General features: G+C 48.8%; 21 protein-coding genes and 3 pseudogenes. 6 read left to right on the plus strand and 18 right to left on the minus strand.

Going from position 1 to position 20,117, the window contains the following annotated elements; genetic code table 11:
• Nucleotides 1–41: 41 nt before the first annotated feature.
• From PGY33_RS13080 to PGY33_RS13160, 17 genes and pseudogenes are all read right to left on the minus strand, one after another.
• Nucleotides 42–1,007, minus strand: a pseudogene (locus tag PGY33_RS13080) (VirB4-like conjugal transfer ATPase, CD1110 family); the annotation flags it as partial.
• A complete protein-coding gene (locus PGY33_RS13085) occupies nt 967–1,359 on the minus strand; it encodes a PrgI family protein (RefSeq protein WP_007860207.1) in 393 nt (130 codons plus the stop codon). The pseudogene PGY33_RS13080 and the gene PGY33_RS13085, both read right to left, overlap by 41 nt.
• Nucleotide 1,360: 1 nt before the next feature.
• Nucleotides 1,361–2,257, minus strand: coding sequence for a hypothetical protein (locus tag PGY33_RS13090; RefSeq protein WP_007860209.1), 897 nt, complete (start codon nt 2,255–2,257; stop codon nt 1,361–1,363).
• Between the two features lie 16 nt (nt 2,258–2,273).
• Nucleotides 2,274–3,137, minus strand: coding sequence for a VirB6/TrbL-like conjugal transfer protein, CD1112 family (locus PGY33_RS13095; RefSeq protein WP_007860210.1), 864 nt, complete (start codon nt 3,135–3,137; stop codon nt 2,274–2,276).
• Nucleotides 3,138–3,207: 70 nt separating this feature from the next.
• Complete coding sequence (locus tag PGY33_RS13100) at nt 3,208–3,423, minus strand: Maff2 family mobile element protein (protein ID WP_003431213.1); 216 nt, start codon at nt 3,421–3,423, stop codon at nt 3,208–3,210.
• Between the two features lie 63 nt (nt 3,424–3,486).
• Nucleotides 3,487–4,320, minus strand: a pseudogene (locus PGY33_RS13105) (VirD4-like conjugal transfer protein, CD1115 family); the annotation flags it as partial.
• A gap of 41 nt (nt 4,321–4,361) precedes the next feature.
• A complete protein-coding gene (locus tag PGY33_RS13110) occupies nt 4,362–4,520 on the minus strand; it encodes a transposon-encoded TnpW family protein (protein WP_009243220.1) in 159 nt (52 codons plus the stop codon).
• A gap of 142 nt (nt 4,521–4,662) precedes the next feature.
• Nucleotides 4,663–6,534, minus strand: a complete 1,872-nt coding sequence (locus PGY33_RS13115) for an AAA family ATPase (protein WP_024729652.1) — start codon at nt 6,532–6,534, stop codon at nt 4,663–4,665.
• A gap of 11 nt (nt 6,535–6,545) precedes the next feature.
• Nucleotides 6,546–6,848: a hypothetical protein gene (locus PGY33_RS13120; RefSeq protein WP_270478989.1), complete on the minus strand. Its 303-nt coding sequence runs from the start codon at nt 6,846–6,848 to the stop codon at nt 6,546–6,548.
• Nucleotides 6,845–8,341 carry a MobQ family relaxase gene (gene mobQ / locus PGY33_RS13125; RefSeq protein WP_246959564.1) on the minus strand — a complete coding sequence of 499 codons (1,497 nt, stop codon included), beginning with the start codon at nt 8,339–8,341 and terminating at the stop codon, nt 6,845–6,847. The genes PGY33_RS13120 and mobQ overlap by 4 nt, the downstream gene beginning before the upstream one ends.
• Nucleotides 8,307–8,666 carry a DUF3847 domain-containing protein gene (locus tag PGY33_RS13130; RefSeq protein ID WP_003500140.1) on the minus strand — a complete coding sequence of 120 codons (360 nt, stop codon included), beginning with the start codon at nt 8,664–8,666 and terminating at the stop codon, nt 8,307–8,309. Before PGY33_RS13130 ends, mobQ begins: the two co-directional genes overlap by 35 nt.
• 44 nt (nt 8,667–8,710) lie before the next feature.
• The gene (locus tag PGY33_RS13135; RefSeq protein ID WP_009321372.1) at nt 8,711–8,896 is read right to left on the minus strand and encodes a hypothetical protein; all 186 of its coding nucleotides are present in this window, start codon (nt 8,894–8,896) and stop codon (nt 8,711–8,713) included.
• A gap of 119 nt (nt 8,897–9,015) precedes the next feature.
• Nucleotides 9,016–9,534 (minus strand): ClbS/DfsB family four-helix bundle protein, encoded by a 519-nt coding sequence (locus tag PGY33_RS13140; RefSeq protein ID WP_024729655.1) that lies wholly within the window; start codon nt 9,532–9,534, stop codon nt 9,016–9,018.
• 136 nt (nt 9,535–9,670) lie between these two features.
• Complete coding sequence (locus PGY33_RS13145; RefSeq protein ID WP_024729656.1) at nt 9,671–10,015, minus strand: TnpV protein; 345 nt, start codon at nt 10,013–10,015, stop codon at nt 9,671–9,673.
• On the minus strand, nt 10,012–12,942 hold the full coding sequence (locus PGY33_RS13150) for a DUF4368 domain-containing protein (RefSeq protein WP_270478990.1): 2,931 nt from the start codon (nt 12,940–12,942) through the stop codon (nt 10,012–10,014). The genes PGY33_RS13145 and PGY33_RS13150 overlap by 4 nt, the downstream gene beginning before the upstream one ends.
• Nucleotides 12,939–13,412 carry a PcfB family protein gene (locus PGY33_RS13155; protein WP_006775667.1) on the minus strand — a complete coding sequence of 158 codons (474 nt, stop codon included), beginning with the start codon at nt 13,410–13,412 and terminating at the stop codon, nt 12,939–12,941. The genes PGY33_RS13150 and PGY33_RS13155 overlap by 4 nt, the downstream gene beginning before the upstream one ends.
• Nucleotides 13,413–13,448: 36 nt before the next feature.
• Nucleotides 13,449–14,393, minus strand: a complete 945-nt coding sequence (locus tag PGY33_RS13160; protein WP_055143522.1) for a DUF6017 domain-containing protein — start codon at nt 14,391–14,393, stop codon at nt 13,449–13,451.
• Nucleotides 14,394–14,904: 511 nt separating this feature from the next.
• Here PGY33_RS13160 and PGY33_RS13165 point away from each other — a divergent pair.
• The 4 genes and pseudogenes from PGY33_RS13165 to PGY33_RS13180 all read left to right on the plus strand — a co-directional run.
• A pseudogene (locus tag PGY33_RS13165) lies at nt 14,905–16,347 on the plus strand (recombinase family protein); the annotation flags it as partial.
• Nucleotides 16,348–16,537: 190 nt separating this feature from the next.
• On the plus strand, nt 16,538–16,900 hold the full coding sequence (locus PGY33_RS13170) for a helix-turn-helix domain-containing protein (protein WP_307852486.1): 363 nt from the start codon (nt 16,538–16,540) through the stop codon (nt 16,898–16,900).
• Nucleotides 16,860–17,249: a TnpV protein gene (locus tag PGY33_RS13175; RefSeq protein ID WP_009296082.1), complete on the plus strand. Its 390-nt coding sequence runs from the start codon at nt 16,860–16,862 to the stop codon at nt 17,247–17,249. Before PGY33_RS13170 ends, PGY33_RS13175 begins: the two co-directional genes overlap by 41 nt.
• A gap of 16 nt (nt 17,250–17,265) precedes the next feature.
• Nucleotides 17,266–18,228 (plus strand): DUF3658 domain-containing protein, encoded by a 963-nt coding sequence (locus tag PGY33_RS13180; RefSeq protein WP_014078537.1) that lies wholly within the window; start codon nt 17,266–17,268, stop codon nt 18,226–18,228.
• Between the two features lie 61 nt (nt 18,229–18,289).
• On the opposite strand, the gene PGY33_RS13185 is transcribed toward PGY33_RS13180, so the two are convergent.
• On the minus strand, nt 18,290–19,096 hold the full coding sequence (locus PGY33_RS13185; RefSeq protein WP_118516999.1) for a helix-turn-helix domain-containing protein: 807 nt from the start codon (nt 19,094–19,096) through the stop codon (nt 18,290–18,292).
• 483 nt (nt 19,097–19,579) lie between these two features.
• Here PGY33_RS13185 and PGY33_RS13190 point away from each other — a divergent pair, with 483 nt between their 5' ends.
• A complete protein-coding gene (locus PGY33_RS13190) occupies nt 19,580–19,768 on the plus strand; it encodes a hypothetical protein (protein WP_223386441.1) in 189 nt (62 codons plus the stop codon).
• On the plus strand, nt 19,765–20,106 hold the full coding sequence (locus PGY33_RS13195) for a DeoR family transcriptional regulator (protein WP_003500115.1): 342 nt from the start codon (nt 19,765–19,767) through the stop codon (nt 20,104–20,106). Before PGY33_RS13190 ends, PGY33_RS13195 begins: the two co-directional genes overlap by 4 nt.
• Nucleotides 20,107–20,117 lie beyond the last annotated feature (11 nt).

Genomic DNA, 20,117 nt, shown 5'->3' on the forward strand with positions numbered 1-20,117 from the left:
TCCTTCAACCACGAAGGCTTTGTTCAGGAACGAGTCGCACTAATATCCATGTCGTAGCCGCTGCGGATTGCTTTTTTCTGTTCCTCGATTTTCATACGGTCAAGGTCGGTAATCTTGCGCTTAATCGTCTTGATTGCTTCGTTGTGGTCGATACTCTGAATGTGCAGATTGACGATAATCCCGTTTTCCGCGTCCATGAAGTCGGCAAGCATACGGTCGGAGAGTTCCGGCGCGACGATCTGCAAAAAGGAAACTACGCCAAACTTGCCGCCCATTTGAAACATTCGCCCGTCGCCAAATCGGAAAGAGGACGGCGCGATAAAGTCTTTGACAGAAAGACCGCTTGCGGGTAGCCATTCCCACGCAAAGTTAAAGCGTTCCCCGTCCGGGTGGAAAATCCCATGCAGCACTTCAAGACGCTGTTTCCCGTCCAATACCCGCGCCGCCGCGCCGATCACCTTAAAATGGTTGAGGGTGTCCGTTTCAATGCGGGCAAGACGCGCCCGCGCCGATCTAATGTCCTTTGCTTCAACGGTAAAGGTGAGAAACTTGGTCTTGATAAGCCCGTTGTTTCCGCGTTCAAGCTGCGTCCTAAGCATTTCGGTGTATTCTGCTCTGATACTGTCGAAGTCATCATTCTGCGGCGCAATCGTGATACTGTTCTTGAAATCGTCCTTGTTCGCATGGCGGCTGATTAGGGAAAGCTGCACGCTGATAGAAGCGTCGAACGAGTTATACATATCGCAAAGGGCTTCAAAAATGGCGGTTTTGTCGTCCGGCTGCGCAAGCTGATAGTTGATGTCCTCAAACTCAATGCACTTGGAATACCGCCCGTTTGCAAGGCGGCAAATCCCGTCCTTATACATTCGCTCAAACGGTATGCTGTCCTGCGCCGTATGGGGCTTCCCGTCGCCCTTTGCCTGTCGGATAAGGGTATCTATCTGTTTTCTTTCCTGTCGGGAAAGTTTACGCTTTTCGTTTTGGGTGTTTTTCTTTTCCTTTGACAATCGCCCGTACCTCCTTATCTAATTGCTCTTGCCGCGCAAGGGCGGCATAAAAATTGTTGGTCTGATAAGGTCGCTCTTTGGGGCGAAGAAACTTCACTTCCACAAATTGCCGAATAATCACTTCCAGCGGTTGCCCGTTTTTCTCGTACATGGCAAGCAAAAACATAGGCAGCATGGCAAGCACCATGCACAATGCCGCTGTGGTTGTTCCAACGCTGTCTTTTACCAAAAAGAACAGCGGCAGTCCGATTGCTACCGCCGCGCTGAAACAAATTAGCTGTCGTTTCGTAAGGTTGAACATTACCTTGCTTTTGATTTTTGTTAAGTCCTTTGGGACGGTTACATACGCCATTTCAAACCTCCTTTCTGCCCGGAATGTAATCTTCAAAACGGGGGACAGCATAGAAAAGCCGTTTGTTATTTACCCACCGTTGCAAATGGCGGGTAACAGGCGGGGCGGTTGGACGCTCGTAAATCATCACATACGGGTCAAAGCCCATAGCCCGCAAGGTGTTCACGCGGTATAAATCCTGTTCGTGAGTGCTGCCGTAGTTGGTAAGAACATACACGCGCCGCTGGCGGCTGCTCTTAATGGCGGTCAAATCCAAAAAACGTTGGAAATACCCGGTTAAGTCCTCGTCGGGATTATCCCATGCAAAATGTACCGCTTTTATCCGTACCCGATTTAACAGGCTGACATTATCCCTGTTCACAAGGCGAATATCCAGCCCTTGCGAAAAATCCACCCATGCGCGGCTTCGTATAAGCTGCTCAATGAGATTTTCATGGTCGGGACAGGCAAGCAGATTAGCGTCCATGATTTTTATTTCCGGCTGCCATTTCCAAAACTCGGACAAATCCGCAACCTTAACACTTTTGCGTCCCTCTTTACTGCTGACAATGCAAAACCCGCAATTTCTCGGACAACCCCGGCTTAAAAAGCCGTAGGCAATCCCGAAAAACTGCGGGTAGATAGAATAATCCGGGTAACTGTGTTCCACTTCCGGCGGCAAGCGGTTTTTCGTGTCGTAGCCCGTACCGCCGAAAATAACTTGTTCCGCGTTGGTAACGGTTATCGTGTCTTTGGAATAGGTGTCCGTAAAGACGCGGCTTTTATATACAAGGTCGTACCGCCCCTTTGCGTTCCACCATTCCACCGTATGCCCCTTTGCTTTATGATACGCGGATAGCTTCATCAAGCAGAGGTTGGGGAAATTATGGCTGTCAACGTCGATTAAACCGATTTTCAAATCATAACTCACCCCCTTAATGTGCCGAAAAGACGCTCTTTGCAAGGCTTCCCGTTTTGAAAAGCGTAAAGCACAAGAGGACGGTATAGCCCATGCAAGCCCAGATCGCGCCGGAAATGTCGTCGGTCGCTGCGATTGTTTGTATCAACACCGCATAAATGCCGACACACACCAAGATCAGAAACGCCTGAAAACCAAGCGCAAGCAAAGATTTTAAGTAATTCTGTCCCATGCTGCCCCATTCGTGATTTACCATTGTTGCCATAGGGATAGGGGCAACGCTCGTTACAAGATATATTTCAATCATGCGCCCATACACCACAAGCATAATGCAGATTGACAGGGCTTTCATGGTAAGCCCTACAAAGAGGGATTGAAACCATAACCCCAAAAGACCGCCCACGCTCATAGCGTCGAGTTTTGCTTCAATGTCGGTAATGACGGTGGTAACGTCTATGCTTGTATCGGATATGATAACCCCCGCGCTCTGATTGACGACGCTCTGCGTAACGTCGAAAACTCCCATGACGATGTTCCAAGTGTTTGTTACCAGCAGCACCGCAACAAAGGTCTTAAAAATCCATTTGAAGAAAATCCAAGTGTCGAGATCGTGCAGATTGTTTTTTTCAATTACAAGCTGGATTAGTTCATAACACATGACAAAGGTAATGATAACGCCCGCAATCGGTACAATGACGTTTTCCGAAAGGCTGCGTATCATGTTGAATATGCCCGCGTTCCACCCGGCGGGGGTCGTGCCGACTTGTGTTGCGATTTCTCCAACCTCTGTATTTACGCTGTCAAACAAGCCGGAAAGGTTCGATAAAATCCCGTCTGTCAAAATGCCGCGAAACCAATCTTCAATCATCTGCCATATCAAAAGTTAATCCCTCCTTTCCCGCGCCCTCCCGTTTCCGAGAGGGCGCGGCGGGTGGTATTTGTTTTAGGCATTATCCAAAAAGTTGAGAAAGCAGGGGAACAAGGGTGCCGCCGATCAAAGCGACGCCGCCGCCCGCCATGAGCTGCTTCATGCCCTGGCTCTTTGCGCCCGGATTGTCGTTGCCGTAACCCTCCATGAGGTTAATGGCACCCCAAATGCCAAGACCTGCGCCAAGCGCGATAACCAAAGTCTGCAATACACCAACTGCGCTGTTGAAAAACTCCATATAAACCTCGCTTTCTGCCGCTGTGCGGCTCAAAAAAAGTTGTTGAAAATGAAAATGCCGCCGTTATTCCTCGGCGGCTGCGTCCTCGTCGGACAAATCTATTTCGTATATGTCAAAGGCTTCATCGGGCTTTACGATTGCCGGACGGGTAGACATATACCGTTCCACGTCAAAAGCGTTTCTTTTGTCGAAGTCGGAAAGGTATTTGTAGTTCGGGTGTTTCGTGATGTCGTATTTGTCGCTTAAAAAGGGACGCACACCGCGTAGCTGCAAAATACATTTCCCACCGTCCATAACTGCTATTTCGTCCTGTGTCATCAGCTCCTTTCCTAATTTTTGATAAGTAAGTCCATGAGAAACCTGCGTGCCGCGATTTTCGGAAGTATTGAAACTGTCGATTGTTTCCCGTCCCAAGTTATCCGAAATATCCTTTGCATTTTTCCCACGTCCTCCCAAAAACAAGGTGCTGTCGGCATTATCAAGTATGATTTCTGCCGCGTCCTTGTAAATGGCTTTTAGTTGGCTCTGCGATTGCAGAATGATAGAAGCGGACATTTCCCTGCTGCGAATGGTCGCAATTAACTTATCAAAGCGGGGTATCTGCCCGATGTTGGCAAATTCATCAAGCAAAAACCGGACATGAATAGGCAATTTGCCGTTGTATTCGTCGTCCGCTTTATCACAAAGCAAATTGAAAAGCTGCGATTGCAGAATAGCGATAACAAAATTAAAGGTGTCGTCGGTATCGCTCATTATGAGGAAAAGCGCGGTTTTCCTGTCGCCCAATGTATCAAGTTCCAATTCATCATAGGACATGAGTTCCCGGAGTTCCTCTATATCAAAAGGGGCAAGACGCGCACCGCAAGAAATAAGGATTGACTTTGCCGTTTTGCCAGAGACGAAAAGTCAAGGACTTTTTCATCAAATTCAAAAAGAAGTTACATTTTGCGGACTTCCTCACGGAGCAGACGCTTGATTTTGTCCTCCATCGTCTCTTTTGCGGTCTGGCTGAAATGCACACGGACGATATAGGTTGTCTTTCCGATCTGCTTTCTGACAGTCGGGCAAGGGGCGGTGTTGGTTGCGGTATTGTTCATTCAAAATCCTCCTGTAAATGAAAAATGCCCGGTGACTGTTCATCATCGGGCGATGTCGGTATGAGGGAACAAGGCAAGGCGGCAACATTAAGGTATCTATAAAAACCTTGCCGTCTTTGCCACGCTTGCCGTGTTCCTGTTGTCAGTCTCGGAGATAGCAGACCCATACTGTGCCGTCTTTCTCGGTCACAAGCCTGTCCCCGATACGGCTCTTTGCCGTTCTCATGGTGCGTGAGGAAATCCCACGCTCATTGACCGTCTTTTCCAGCTCTGCACTTGGCATACGCTTTCCATCTGCCAGCAGTTCCAGAATGAGCATTTGCGCTTGTGCGGTCTTGCTCTCGGTCTTGGCGGTGTCTGTCCCGGCAAGAAGCTCGTCAGCGGTAATGTCATAAGCTCCTATCCATTCAAAGCCTTTCTCGTCTCCCAGAGAAAAGGCAAGGGACTGTCCGGGCGGCGCAAGGGAGCTTTTCTCATGGATAAGCACCCTCGTTGTGGGGCTGTCCTTCAGCTTGCCGATAAAAAGCAGACTGCGGACTGCCGCCGTAATGTCGATAGACCCTAATCCCCGATAGGTGCTTTGCGTTCCTGCGGCTTTGTTCAGGTGTCCGATCAGCACGATAGCGCATCCGGTAGCCTGTGCAATGTCTCCCAGACTACGGAAGATGGGACGGACTTCATTTGCCCGGTTCATGTCCACATCTGCGCCCAGAAACGCCTGCATCGGGTCAATGATAACCAGCCTTGCGTTGTTCTCTCGGATTGCTCTTGCGATGCGCTCATCAGCAAGGGTCAGCGGCGTGTCTCTATCGTCAATAACAAGCACTCGTTCAAGGTCTGCGTCAGCTTCCATCAGCCGGGGCTTAACGGTATCGCCCAGACCGTCCTCGGCGGTCTGATAGATGATATTGAAAGGCTCAAGTGTCTCCATACCGGGTAAGGGCTTTCGGTTGGTGCAAGCCGCCGCAAGACGCATGGCAAAGTAGGTCTTGCCCTCGCCGGGGTTGCCCTGTATGATGGTCAGCTTTCCAAAGGGGATATAGGGAAACCATAGCCATTCCACGCTCGTCAGCTCCACATCTGCCATGCGGAGCATGGGAACAGGCTGGGCGGTGGGCAGCTCTCGCAGCGTGATTGTTTCGGCTATGAATTTGTGGCTCGGAATGTCCTTTTGCCGACGGAGAACATCGTTCCAGTCTTTCCTTGCCGGGACAAGGCGAATGACGGCGATCTCGCTGGGAATGGACTGTGCCAGTCGGGTACAGGCTTCGCTTCCTGCGGTGTCGCTGTCAAGGCAGAGGAACACTTTTTGGGTGTCCTTGCGTTCAGAAAGAAAACGGTCAAGAGCCTTGCCCGAAACGCCGCCCAGGGCAAGATAATTTCTTTTCTGCCAGTCCTGCGGATAAAGGCAGATGAATGATAACAGGTCAATCGGTGCTTCAAAGACAAAGAGCTGATTGCCGTTTCCCTCATAGCGGAACGGATAGGACTTGTCAGCCCCGGCAATGTCCTGTCTGAATGGGTCTGCCGTTCCTCGCACATGGGCGTATCTCGGCGTACCGCTTCGGTCTCTGCCGACAAACACAACATTGTGCCGCTTTGCGTCCTCGTAAATATCCCCGGAAAGAAGAAAAGTCTCAACAAGCGTTTTGTTGAGACCTCGGCTTTCGCAAAGATATTGAATTGCTCTGTCGGCTGTTCTGTTGTGCAAGGGCAAGTGGAACGCTGTGGGCGGTGCTGTGGTGGCTTCGGTCTGTCCCTCGCCGTTTTCGCCTGTCAACATCTGGACAGCTTCGGGAAAGGACTTGCCGTAAAACTCCATGACGAAATCAATGGGATAGCCGCCCTTGCTCTGGCTGTGGCGAAACCACTTGTTTCCCCGGACGGTCAGGCTGTCATGTTCTTTCCAGCGGTATTCCCGTCCGCTTTTGATAAGCGTCTCTCCCTGTGTGCGGAGAAAATCTTCCAGACTGACGGCGTTTGCCCGGTCAATCTGCGCTTGGGTGTACTGCATGGGCGTCCTCCTTACTTCTTGAAAACAGCGCATCGTCTGCAAATGCCATGCTCACGCTCGTCCAGCGTGTAGGGGCAGTTCGCACATTCCTCGCCGTACTGTCTCATGATAACAGGCAGATAGCCCAGCTCCTGCAACATATCATTCTGGCGGTCGGTGAGGGTGGCTTCAAAGGCAAGGCATTTCCGGGTGTGTTCGTCCAGCTCGATCAGGTCGGAAAGCGGTCTGCCATCGGTCAAAGCTTCTCCGCTCAAAAGGCGTTTTGCCGTTCTGCGGATGGGGTTGTACTCGTTCTTCCAGTCGTATTTTTTCATCGTGTCATATCCTCCTTTTTGTGTCGTGTTTGGGGTCGATTTTGGAGCATTTGTTCCTCTGTACGCTCGTTAAATCGGGCGGCAGTATCTACACACGACTTGACCTTCCAAAGACGGTGTAAATCGTCTCTGACGGTCTTAAACTCGCCGTAGGTGGTGTTGTGCGCCAGTTCCAGCTCGTCATACTCTTCGGTCAGCTTTTTCATATCCACCTTGCCGTCCGGGAACTCTCCGGTCAGCTTGCGTCTGGCGGCGTAGAACTGTTTCAGTTCCGCTTCATGCTCTGCCTTGTACTTGGCTCTGGGCTTCTCAAACTTGATTTTCTGCAAGCCGTCATAGACAGGCTTCAAGCTCTGGAAAGCAGCGGAGCTGTCATAGAGCTGCTTAATTGCTTTCATTCGGGCGGTCTGTTCGTCCAGCGTTTTCTTCAAGCTCTCTGTGGCAGCACTGTGTTCGCTGACACGGCTTTCCAAATCTTCAAGGGAGTAAATGCCGTTTGCCCGGAGATAATTGAAAGTCTCGTTCATCTCCTTTAGATTGCTGACCTTGCCTTTCTGCGAATACGCCCCGGCTCTGCGCTGGGTGTAATAGGCGTTCAGCAGAGAAACAAGGTCGGGGGCCTGCGGCTTGGCAAGCTCTGCTTTTGCTTCGGCAATCCAATCGAACAGGAGAGCGATTTTCTTCTTGATGTCCCGGATAACGGCATTGGTTGCCTTGATCCAGCGGTTGAACTCGCCCTTTTCGGTGCGTATGCCTTTCTTCTCCATTGCCCGGACGGTTGCGCCCTCGTGGACGGTGGGAAGAAGCTCCACGCCCTGACGCTCATAGCTTCGGTGGTCGATACGAACGTCAAGCTCCTTTTCCGCAAACTTGGCGTTGCATAGCTCCGCCCATGTCTGCCGCCAGTATTCCAGCGTTTCGGGACTGCCCCAGTCGGTAGTGGGAACGGCGTTGAAAACAAACTCGCCGTTCTGGTCTCGGATACGGTTGCCGTCCTCGTCCAGCTCATACACCCGGCGTTGCTTTAGTCCCCATTTGCCGTTCTGATCGATGGGGCGGATAGGGCAAAGCACATGAAAATGCGGGTTTGGTATGCCGCCGTCCTCCCGGTCTGGCTGGTGTACGGCGAAGTCAACCACCATGCCACGGCTCACAAAGTTCTCCAACAAAAATTGCCTTGCAAGAGCGATGTTTTCCTCAAGGGAAAATTCATTCTGCAAGGCAATGTCAAAGCTGTATGCAAGCTGGGCGTTCTTTCCACGCTCGGCTTTTTCCACGGCGTTCCATAGGGTCTGGCGGTCTGCGTATTCTGGCGGTGCATGGGACGGCAGGAGAATGTCGGAGCAGATCACGCCGCCCTTGCGGGTGTAGTCGCTGTATTCGCCGTAATACTCGCTATACAATCGCTCCCCGGCACGGTAGGCGGCAGAAGCAATAGCGGACTGTCCTGCGCTTCGCTTAGTCTGCGTGACGCTCAGATGAAATAGTGCCATCGGCTTTCAACTCCTTTTCTCTGTTCGCTTGACTGATATGGGTAATCGCCATGTGACGGACGGCTCGCTGGACTTCGGACAGGGAAAAGATGTGTTCCATCAGCTCTGTCATTTCGGTGCGTGTGAGATCTTTGACCTCCGGGGCAAGGCTCTCAATCGTGCCGCCCAGATTGCAAAGGCGGTGGGTGCGCTTGGTGCGTTCGCCTTTCTCCAGATACTTCTTTCTGTTCTCCAGACGCTCCAGCTTGTGCTGTTCCTGTGCAAGCTGCGTCTCAGCTCGTTCCTTTTCGGCTCGGAGCTGGTCGAGGGTTTTCGGTTTTGTCATTGGGATTGACCTCCTTTTTTGATTTTGGGGATAAAAAAAGACCGTCAACTTTTCGCATAGTGCGACCAGTCAACGGTCAGTTTTTCGGTATTCAGTTTTTCAAACTTGCTGGCGGCGAACAGCATTTTATGCTGTTTGCGGACGGCAAGTCCACAGGGGATAGCCGCATTAGCGGCGCAAGGGGGTGTAGCCACCTTGACGGAACGAAGTGACGCAACATTCTCGGTCATGCAGTTTTCTTCTGCTGACCGGGAATGAAGCTCCGCAGGACGCACTACTCTCGATAGGAGAGTATAGAAGTGCGCCCTTTAGTTCCTAAAGGGATTTTATCAGTTCGCCAAACTGGAAGTTATAGTGCAATCTTTTTCCATTTTCTAATCTTGGTTCTAAAGGTTCCGAACGGAGCAACTGTATTAACATGTATGAATTTGTATACTTCCCAGACAGCTGTTTTAGTTGCTTCGTCAGCCCATTTTCTCATATGTGGTTTAAATAATTCTTCATCACTCAGAGAATCAATCATTGCATAAATAGAGTTGATATTCTCATTCAATCTGTCTTTCAATTCTTGCAGTGACAGCTGAGCATATGTATCTGTGAACCATTGATATAATTCGCCAAGCTGATTCCACTTAAAATTATCCGAAGGAGTTTTGACAGGAATACCCTTTCTTTCGTCTGATTCCCATTTAATAACAAGAGTTGTCCAGCCAACCTGATAAGCAAGATTTTCTGCCGGAGTTCGATCGATCTCATCAATTCTCTTATCTTTTAAATGCTCCGGAATATCATTAAATTCTGAAATATATTTTGCAAAGCTTTTATTTATCTCGTTTTTAAGTTCGTCTTTATTCTCATATGTTCTCAATAGTCTATCTCCTCAGCTTCCGATTTGTTGCTCACTTTTCGTATTCAAATTATACCATAAAACTTGTGAACATTTCTACCGCAACTTTGGACTATATGAGAAAAGTCCGAACAGTTTTCTGCCCGGACTTCCTCGCTCAATCGTAAATCAATTCCGCTTTCACAATCTCCTCTGCCTGTGCCTTGCAAGCGTTCATCTGCCGCACCCATTCCATTTGGTTTTCGGCTTTCAGCCTTTCGGTCACGCCGTACTGCTTTGCCAGTTGCGGCACGATCAGCTCCATTCGGTTTTGTGCCGCTTCGTCAATCTCGGCGCAATGCTCAAAGAGCCTATCGGATAGCACCAGCTCATTGAACAGTATCGGGCGGTGCATTTCCAGATACGCCTTGCGGAGTCTGCCGTAGTGTCCGAGGGGCTTTGTCTTGCGGATAATGATGTTCGGGATAAGATAATCACCGTTCTGTGTGTAAGTGATATTCATGCTGTTTGTACTCCTTTCATCGGCTCTCTCTGCGGTAAACTGCTGACGGGAACGAACACTCCCTTTGCAATGTCCTCCGCACGAATGGCGGCTTTCTTGGCTTCGATTTCTGCCTTTTTTCTCCCCTTGATTTTGTCCTCGTATCGCTTCTGCGCTCCGCTGGCTTTCCGCTTCAAGTAGTTCTGATGAAGCCTGTCCTTGCGTTCCTCACGCTTGCGGATTTCCTCTAATTCTTCCGGGGTCAGCTCCACTTCTCCAAACGCCGGGGGAACGAATCGCCCAACAAAATTGAAGTAAATCTCGACCTCCTGTGTGGTCTGTATACTGCCTTTGCGGTCACGCTCATGCACAAGGATTTTCTCGATAAACTCGTTGAGCATGGCAATGGTCAGCTTGTCGAAGTTCTCGTACTTGTCAATCAGAGCGATAAAACGATCAGCGTCCTTTTCGTGCTTCTCATAGCTCTTGACAGCCTTTTCCAGAGTAGAGATTTCGGCGGTAAGCTCGGACTGTTCCTTTTCGTATTGAGCGTCCAGAGTGGCGTATCTGCTGTCGGACAGCTTTCCTAAAATGTTGTCCTCATAGATTTTACAGAGCAGGACTTCCAGCTCGGACACTCTCTGCTTTGCGGTGGCAAGGCGTATCCGCTGTTTCTTAACCTCTGCTGTCTGCTGGCTGGACTGCGCTTCCTGCACCACACGGACAAACTCGGCTCGGTCATGCTTCGCATACTCGGCAATGGCTTTGAGCATTTCAGAGACAAGGGACAGTACCACATCTTCATTGATACGGTGCTGTGTCGTGCAGAGCTTTCCAACTGGGACTTTGCTGTATTGGGAACAGGTATATTGAGAAATACGCTTGCCGTTGTTGGTACGGTGGACATACATCTTGCCGCCGCAATCGGCACAATAAAGCAAGCCTGTGAGGGGAGCTGCTTCGCCCCAGCCGTCCGGGTAGCGTCTGACATTCCCACGGATTTTCTGCACAAGGTCAAAGGTCTGCTGGTCAATGATAGGCTCATGGGTATTCTCGAAAATTGTCCATTCGTCCTCCGGGACATAATGGCTTTTCTTGTCCTTGAAGTGCTTTCGGGTCTTGAAATTGATGGTGTGTCCCAGATATTCACGCTTTTCAAGAATGTTGCAGATGGTGGAAGAACCCCAGCCGTACACATCTTTGAAAGTCTTGTTTTTGTTCACGCCCTCGCCGTGTTGGGCAAGGTAAGCAGACGGAATAAGCACCTTTTCCGATTTCAGTTTGCTGGCGATCTGATACGGACCGTAGCCGTCAATCGTCATGGCAAAGATGCGCTTGACCACATCAGCGGCTTCGGGGTCAACCAACCATTGGTCTCTGGCTTCGTTCCAGAGATAGCCGTAAATGACCGTGCCTGTGAGGTGCTTGCCGGACTTGCCTTTTGACTGGAAAGTGGAACGGATTTTACGGCTGGTGTCTCTGGCGTAATACTCGTTCATAATGTTGCGGAAAGGGGTAAAATCATCGTCCCCTCTGGCACTGTCCACGCCGTCATTGATGGCGATAAGGCGAACGTCACGCTGACGCAGGATTTCCATAATCTGACCGACTTTCAGATAGTCACGACCCATGCGACTCATGTCCTTGATACACAGGTACTCCACATTCCCGGCTTCAACCTCTTTCATCATTGCCAAAAATCCGGGGCGGTCAAAGCAGGTGCCGCTAATGCCATCGTCTGTGAAATGGACAATGTTTGTAAAGCCCTGCCGTGCGGCGAACTCCTCCAACATAGCTTTTTGATTGGAAATGGAATTGCTCTCACGCTGTTGGTCATCATCTTTGCCAAAGTCATCACGGCTCAGTCGTTCGTACAGAGCAGTGATTTTCTCGTTTTTTCTCATAACTTGCGCTCCTTTCTTCGGTTTTAGGTTGTGTGTTCTAAGAGACTTCCCAACCGCTTGATTAAGAAGTCTTTTAGAGCATACAACACCCGCCGCCAATTTGTATTTTTTATATTGCTTCACCGCGAAATGGTCGGGGCTGCGTTCTTCTAAATCGGCAAAGAGCAGATCAACGGGGCTTTGGTATTCCTCGTCGTCCTCGCGTGCTTCGCTTGCATTGATAAGTTCAAGCAGCGTTGTAAAGTTCATTTCCTCGGCGGGGGCTTCATACCAAATGTAGCCGATCAACGCGCAATATAATAATCTCTCGGCTTTCACCCAAAAATCTTCCGCGCTTTTTTCTCCCTCGCCTTTGGTATTGACAATAAGGGTATTGACAACCTTTAACACGTCCTTTTCGCTGCGGATATACACAAAGGGGTTATATCGCATGGATTTCTTGAAGTTTATCGTATTCAGCACTTTTATCTTGTAGCCGCCGCGCTGCAAGAGCTTTCCGCACTCGATTAAGACGGTGCCTTTTGGGTCGGTCAAGACGTAGGAAGAATGAAGCTGCATTAAATTAGGCTTTACGAAAAACCTTGTCTTGCCGCTGCCGCTGCCGCCGATCACCACGACGTTTTTATTTCTCGCATATTTCGGCTGCTTCGGGCGGCTGTTCATGGTAAGGCGTTCGGTCTGCGTCAAAATGATGTTGTTCTGAAAATCCGGGTCGATGTAGGGCTTTATATCTTCGGCGTTGCCCCAACGTGCGCTGCCGTATTCTGCGCCCTTGCGGTATTTCTTTGCGTTTTTCCCTTTGACATAGACAATCAGACGGATAACCACCGCGCCGACAATGCCGATAAGCAAATCCAACGGGTGAACGCTCGGCAAGGCATTTGAAAACGCTTCGGAAAATCCCTGTGTGATATTGAGTATCTTTTCGGAAATATCCGCGCCGGGGGCAAGCCGCACCGCCTGTCCCACCTTATCAAAGAGATAGACAAAGAACACATAGGGGATATTCGGGATTATCAACTTTTTGTAGTTCATCTGCTTCATATCTCGCGCCCCCTGTCTATTTTCTTTACCTTGTCGCGGGCGGCGTTAAGCTGCTTCGCCTTGTCCTTTGCTGCGGCAAGGGCTTTGCGGATAGAGGGCTTTTTATCCCTGTTCAGCTTCTTTGCGGAAAACTCTTGAAACGCTGCGGTCATAACGTCCGCGTCCCTGCCTTTGAAAAACACAAGGTAACGGGTCTGTTCGCCCTTAACCTTTTTCAGCGAAAAATCTATGTTGTACTTCTTCGCGGTACTCTCAAAGGCTTTGATATTGCTGTCGGTGATCTCGATGTTGGAAACACCCGCATTTTGCTTCATAAGCTGCCGCATGGTCTGTTTCCCATGCGGGGCTTTGCTTTTCTGCTCCAAAAACTTCTTGATTGCTTTCTGCAACGCCTGTTCGGTAAGCCTTGCCGCGCCTTTTCCCACATTGACGGATAGGGCAATCGTTTTTTGGGTTACTTCCTCCTGCAAGGTATCAACTCCTTTCCCGGTAAACTGCGGCTATGCTCATTTGCTGCCGTAAAAGTCGTGATTGACAAGGGCGGTATAGTAGCTGTCAATGGTACTCGGTGCGTTGAACAGCACCGCTTTTAGATACTGCTTGATGTTGCGGATTTTGGTTGTGTTCTCCCTCATGCAGTCCAAAACAAACTCAACGTGGCTGCTATTCAGCTTCATAAACTTTGATTTGACAAGTTCGGCGGGGTAGTCGTCCCCGGCGATACGGATTGTCTTTCGGGCTGTGCAGACGGTTTCCAGCATGATTTCTACAATCTCGTCCAAACGGTCTTTATCCATTTTGGGGTCTTGAATGAGAATGTCATAGTCGATGTTGTCTTTGATGATTTCCCGATAAATCTCTATTGCGCTGTTTGTTTTCGCTTCCGTTCTTTTCCTTTCCGGCGGCGTAGCCGCTTCGTCCTGCTCATAAGGCAAGGGATTTAGGGAATGGAAAGGAATGGAATGGGTACTTGATAAATCAGTAATTGATTGTTCTTTACTTGATATATCTTTATTTAATTGCGTTGGATTTTCCAACGTAGGTTTTTCCAACGTAGGTTTTTCCAACGTTGGATTATCCAATGTTGGATTTTCCAATGTAGGTAAATCCGATGTAGGCGGCTGTTCGCTGCTGGTAGCTGCTTCCGGCTCTTTGGGCTGCGGCTGCTCGTATATGACATAATCCGCACCGCGCAAACGTCCTTTCTCGTCGCGTTCCCGGCTGCGGACGATATATCCGGCTTTTTCAAGTTCTTTGACCGCTTCGCGGATTGCGTCGATCTTCTCCCGGTTGATATGGGATAAGCCCGCAAGGGTATAATCCCAATCTTCGGGCAGCGAAAGCATTTGCGACAACAAGCCCTTTGCCTTTAAGGACAATTCCTTGTTTCGCAAGTGGTGGTTGCTCATAACGGTATATCCCGTATTTCGCTCCACTCTGAAAACTGCCATATTTCCTCACTTCCTCTCTTGGTATGCGTGGACAATTAGAAAGCCGTTTTCGGCTGTTTTGGTATTGCAATATGCCCTTTGCCGTTTTCGCGTCTGCAAAGCCGCATGGCACAAGGGCTTTTGCCCGTCTATTTGTCCATGCTGGCGTGCGTTTTCCGCGTCCTTTTGCCGGGGCAATAGGGACACTCTTTGAAAACGCAAAACTCATATTTCCACCCGGGGCGGTAGAAACGGCAAGTGCCGCAATCTTCATCATCTCCGGCACAACCGGATTGATAGCGGTCAAATCCCGGCTTCTGCTGCATGAGCAATTCAAACGCCCGCTGCTTGCCCTTTGTGAAATACATTCCGGCTGCACCTCCTTTCCTGCGGGCATAAAAAAACGGCGTTACTTTCTCCCCCAAAGGGGTTAAGGTAACGCCGTTTGTGTGCGTATTCAGTTTTTAACACATTCCCTGTCTATCCGCTGTCCGCAAAACCATTGATTTTATTAGCTTTTTGCCGCTATCGCTATCACACCTCATTATTTCAAAGACCCGGTTTTCAAGCCATGCTTGCGGACATTGAAGCCGGGAAAGTCGGGACAGTTATCGTAAAGGATATGTCGAGGTTAGGGCGAAACTACCTGCAAGTGGGAATGTACACGGAAATGATTTTCCCACAGAAAGGCGTCCGCTTCATCGCTATCAACGACGGAGTGGACAGTGCACAGGGCGACAATGATTTTGCCCCTCTGCGGAATATTTTTAACGAATGGCTGGTGAGAGATACGAGTAAGAAAATACGGGCGGTAAAACGCTCAAAAGGCATGAGCGGCAAGCCGATCACGAGCAAGCCCGTGTATGGCTACCTCATGGACGAGGACGAAAATTTCATCATTGACGAGGAAGCCGCACCCGTAGTCAGGCAGATATACAATCTCTGCCTTGCCGGGAACGGTCCGACCAAGATAGCCCGTATGCTCACGGAGCAGCAAATCCCCACGCCGGGGACGCTGGAATACCGCAGGACGGGACACACCCACCGTTACCACCCCGGCTATGAGTGCAAGTGGGCGACCAATACCGTTGTGCATATCCTTGAAAACCGGGAATACACGGGCTGTCTGGTAAACTTCAAGACTACCACGCAATCCTACAAGTGCAGCAAAATCATTTACAATGACGAGGATAAGCAGGCGGTCTTTGAGAACCACCATGAGCCTATCATAGACACCCAGACATGGGAACGGGTGCAGGAATTACGCAAACAGCGTAAACGCCCAAACCGCTATGATGAAGTGGGCTTGTTCTCTGGCATACTGTTCTGTGCCGACTGCGGCAGCGTGATGTATCAGCAGCGATACCAGACGGACAAGCGCAAGCAGGACTGTTATATCTGCGGCAGCTACAAGAAGCGTACCCATGACTGTACGGCGCACTTTATCCGTACAGACCTTTTGACTGCCGGGGTACTCTCCAATCTGCGGAAAGTGACCAGCTATGCGGCAAAGCATGAAGCCCGGTTTATGAAGCTCTTGATTGAGCAGAACGAGGACGGGGGCAAGCGCAGGAACGCCGCCAAGAAAAAGGAGCTGGAAGCCGCCGAGAAACGCATAGCCGAGTTATCCGCTATCTTCAAGCGGCTGTATGAGGACAGCGTGACCGGGCGCATATCGGACGAGCGTTTCACAGAACTGTCGGCAGACTATGAAGCCGAGCAGAAAGAACTGAAAGAAAGAGTTGCCGCTCTCCAAGCGGAGCTTTCCAAAGCGCAGGAAGCCACCGTGAACGCTGAAAAGTTTATGAATGTTGTCCGGCGGCATACCAGCTTTGAAGAACTTACCCCTACTCTGCTGCGGGAGTTTGTAGAGAAAATCGTTGTGCATGAGTGCAGCTATGACGAAAACAAGACCCGCAGACAGGACATTGAGATTTATTATTCTTTTGTTGGCAAGGTGGACTTGCCCGAATAACCGCCCGACCTATCCGACACAATGCGCAAGTGCCGGATAGGAACGGCAAAATTTTTTACACTTCTATTACTTCTTTATCACACATCTGCAAAATCCCAGGGCATTAAGCAGTTCATGGCTAATTAAAGGGAACAAAAAAGAAAGGAAAACCAATCCAGACGGTATCAGCGGCAGGATACAAGAATAAATTGTGATTTCACAAGATTGGTGCTATAATAAGAGAAAAGCTCCTGCCGGGGCAGCCGCCCCGGTGGTATGGATAGAAAGGCAGGAAAACAATATGCACATCAGCTATAAACCACTCTGGCACACACTGTTAGAGCGTGATATGAGGAAAGAGGATTTAAGGCTTGCTGCTGGTATGACAACAAATATGATTGCCAACATGAGCAAAGAGGGAAAGCACATCAGCATGGATACATTAGCCCGTATCTGCGAAACGCTGAATTGTGAGATTACCGATGTGATTGAGTTAGTACCAGACGAGCCTGCTTCCACAGGAGGTAAGGAACATGAGAGAATTGAAACCAAGAATAACGGAAAACGGAATTGATTATATCCTTGTCGGAGATTACTACATCCCGGACTTGAAACTGCCGGAGGAACACCGCCCTATCGGAAAGTACGGACGGATGCACCGGGAATATTTAAGGGAAGTCCACCCAGCCAGATTGAATACATTGATACTGACCGGAGAATTGTGGACATATCTTGCAGACCTGAACGAACAGGCACAGGAACGGTTAGACACTATCATGGAGCAGATGAAAGCCACCGAGGGCGTGACAGAGGAATTGAAGCGAACTCAACAAATGGAATGGGTGCAGCGTTGTAATAACATTCACAACCGGGCAGAAGAAATTGTTTTGCATGATATAATTTATTCATACGGGAGTAATTAAATCGGAGGCATATAAGATGATTGAAATTGTATTTGGTGAAAGTGCCTGTGGAAGTTTGAAAATTGCCCAAACTTACGGTAAGGGAAAGTATAGAGGAAGTGCAGTTTCGGTCTTTATGAGGCACGAAGATGGGAGTGTTCCATCTTCAGATGAAATGAAAGAAGCACAAATTCAAGCACAGGAACAAGAACATATTGCTTGGGAGAATGCTATTCCATTGGGAGGCAAGAGCAGTGATGTTTATTGTTTTGATATGGCTCTTAGTGTGGGAGATATTTCTGATAATGGAATTGGCGAACAGCGGAAAAATGTTCTCAAGAAAATGCTGTCTGTCTGGTTTGTAGAGGATTTAGACTATCAGGTTGAAGAAAAAATACAGAAAATTAAAACTACATTGTCTTCGGTTATTGAACGATATGTAGCTGGGGAAGAAGTTCGTATTTGGTATAGCTATAATCCGGATGAACTTTGCGGTATGTACTGGCTTATGAAACAACTTCGACCATTAAACTGTCAGACAACAATTTATTTGGTTAAGTTACCTGCCTGGGAATATGGAAAAGAAAATACTATGACATCCAAAATAGCATGGGGTGAGGTTTCTCCTGGCGAATGGGGAAAATATATAACTCTACAAGAAAAAGCTAAGCCTGTATTTCTTTCAGCTTGTGCTATGAAATGGAATCAACTTCAAAATGAAAATGCACCTTTGCGTGCAATGCTAAATGGTAAATTGCAAAGTGTTTCAGAAGATATATATGATAGTTTCATTCTTCGTGAAATTGCGGAACAGCCAGAGCAATTCAAAATGGCTATTGTTATAGGTAATGTTTTAGGAAAATATCAACTTGGAATTAGTGATGTATGGATTTCTAATCGCATTGATAAAATGCTTGAAGATGGTGTGTTGGAAATTATACAGGACGCACCAAAGGGAGAAACAAATTATCGCCGGATATTAAGAAAACGAATGAAATAATAACCACAGCAAGAACCGCTGCTACATGGAAGGCACCCCAACCATGCAACAGCGGTTTTTTTTACCGTTTTTTCCTCTGGCTGATAGGCGTTCCCATTTTCTTTGATTTTTTGAGAATCCGAATCAGCCAGCGAAATTCTTCGTCTGACAGATTTTTATAGTTGATACCGAGCTGTTTACAGTAAAGGACAACCAGCTTTTCATCCCGACTGCCCTTGAAATTTTTGACTGCTTCCAGATTTTCTTTCAGTTCATCAGCAACGGTGGTCTGGGGCGCACTCTCGCTGTCCTTTTTGTGGGCTTCCCGAATATCCCGGATAATCAGGTTGAGGTCATCCAGAACCATGTGACTGAAATACTCATCATCACTGATATGGGCGGCTTGCAGCACTTTCAAATGCGGGTCATCTTCGCCTGGGCGATACCGTTCAATGATTTCATGCCGGACGGTATCGACAAGTGCATTGAGGTTTTGAATCTGCATGGTAGCAATCCCGTCCACATAAATCTCAATGTCTGCAAGAAACTTGATAAAATCTTTATGTGTAGCAAGCTCACAGAGCAGACGGTTGTTAATCCGACCGCTTTTCAGCAGTGCCACCATCTCATCATTCAAATGCAACTCCGTCAATGGTGTGTTGATCTGCTCCCTGTTCTCTATCCGGCACAGTAGATAATCAACAGAGACCCCATAGAAGTCTGCCAGCGTGATAAGGTTGCCATGATTGATTTCCTTAAAATCCTCTTTTTCATAACTTCCAAGAGCTGATTTGGAAATGCCTGTCAGCTTTGATAGTTCTTCCAGATTTAAGCCTTTGTCCTTGCGGAGTTCCCAAAGGCGTTCCTGTATGCTTGTTGCTCCTTTCATGGGCGCACGCTCCTTTCCAATGGTTTCATTGCTGCCGCTTATCTGGATTATATCACACTTTCCGCAATCGTGGAAATTTCTGATTTTTACCCCTAATTCCTACTTTGTGGACATACGGCACAGGGCACAAAAATGTTCTATGATACAGGTAGTTCATCGATGGATTATTCCAATCGAATGACCAGCCTGTGTGGGATATGCTTCCCCGGCGATGTAGCGCCATGACTTTTGGCAGGGATGTGGAGGAACCCTGACCGAAACGAGCGTACCAAAGGGAGCGATACGCCGCTGTGAGATTCAGGGGAGGAACGACACCGGGGAGAACTGGCGAACTGACACCGAAATGATACCGAAACACGACAATCTGATAGGGGGATAGTCTACCCTATCGCTGATACTTCGGGAGATTTTAATCGGCTCTATGACCGTAATTTTGCCGAAAATCGCCCCGAAACCATACACTAAAACGGGAGGAAATACAATATGTCGAGAATGAGCAAAAAGAGGAAGCATGAGCTTTCCTTTTACCTCAATGACCGGGGGCGTGTCACTTACAACGAATTATGCCGGAAATGCCAGCATGGGTGCAAGCAGAGCTTCCGGGCGGTTGTGATTGACTGCCCCCGTTATTTATCCAAACGAGCAAAGAAAAAGGAGGAACACACAGAATGAATTTTGAATTTATGACGATAGACACACCATTGCCGCCCTGTATGCCATTCCCCAGAGCGTTGACAGGATTTCCAGTCAGCAGCACCGCAAAGGTCATGTATTGCCGGATGCTGGACGCTATGCTATCCAAAGGGCAGGAGGACGAGAACGGAATCCTGTTTGTCTGCTTCCCTGTTACAGCCATTGCCGCAGTCTTGTCCCGCAGCCCCATGACGGTCAAGCGTTCTTTGAATGAACTGGAAATCGCCGGACTTATCATGCGGGTGCGTCAGGGAGTTGGAGAACCAAACAGGATTTATGTGCTGATGCCGGGAAAGGAGGACGCTGCCCTTGCCTGATACCTCAAAGC

Source organism: Butyricicoccus sp. AF18-9LB (genome assembly GCF_027684505.1).
In the GTDB taxonomy this organism is placed as follows: Bacteria; Bacillota; Clostridia; order Oscillospirales; family Butyricicoccaceae; genus Agathobaculum; species Agathobaculum butyriciproducens.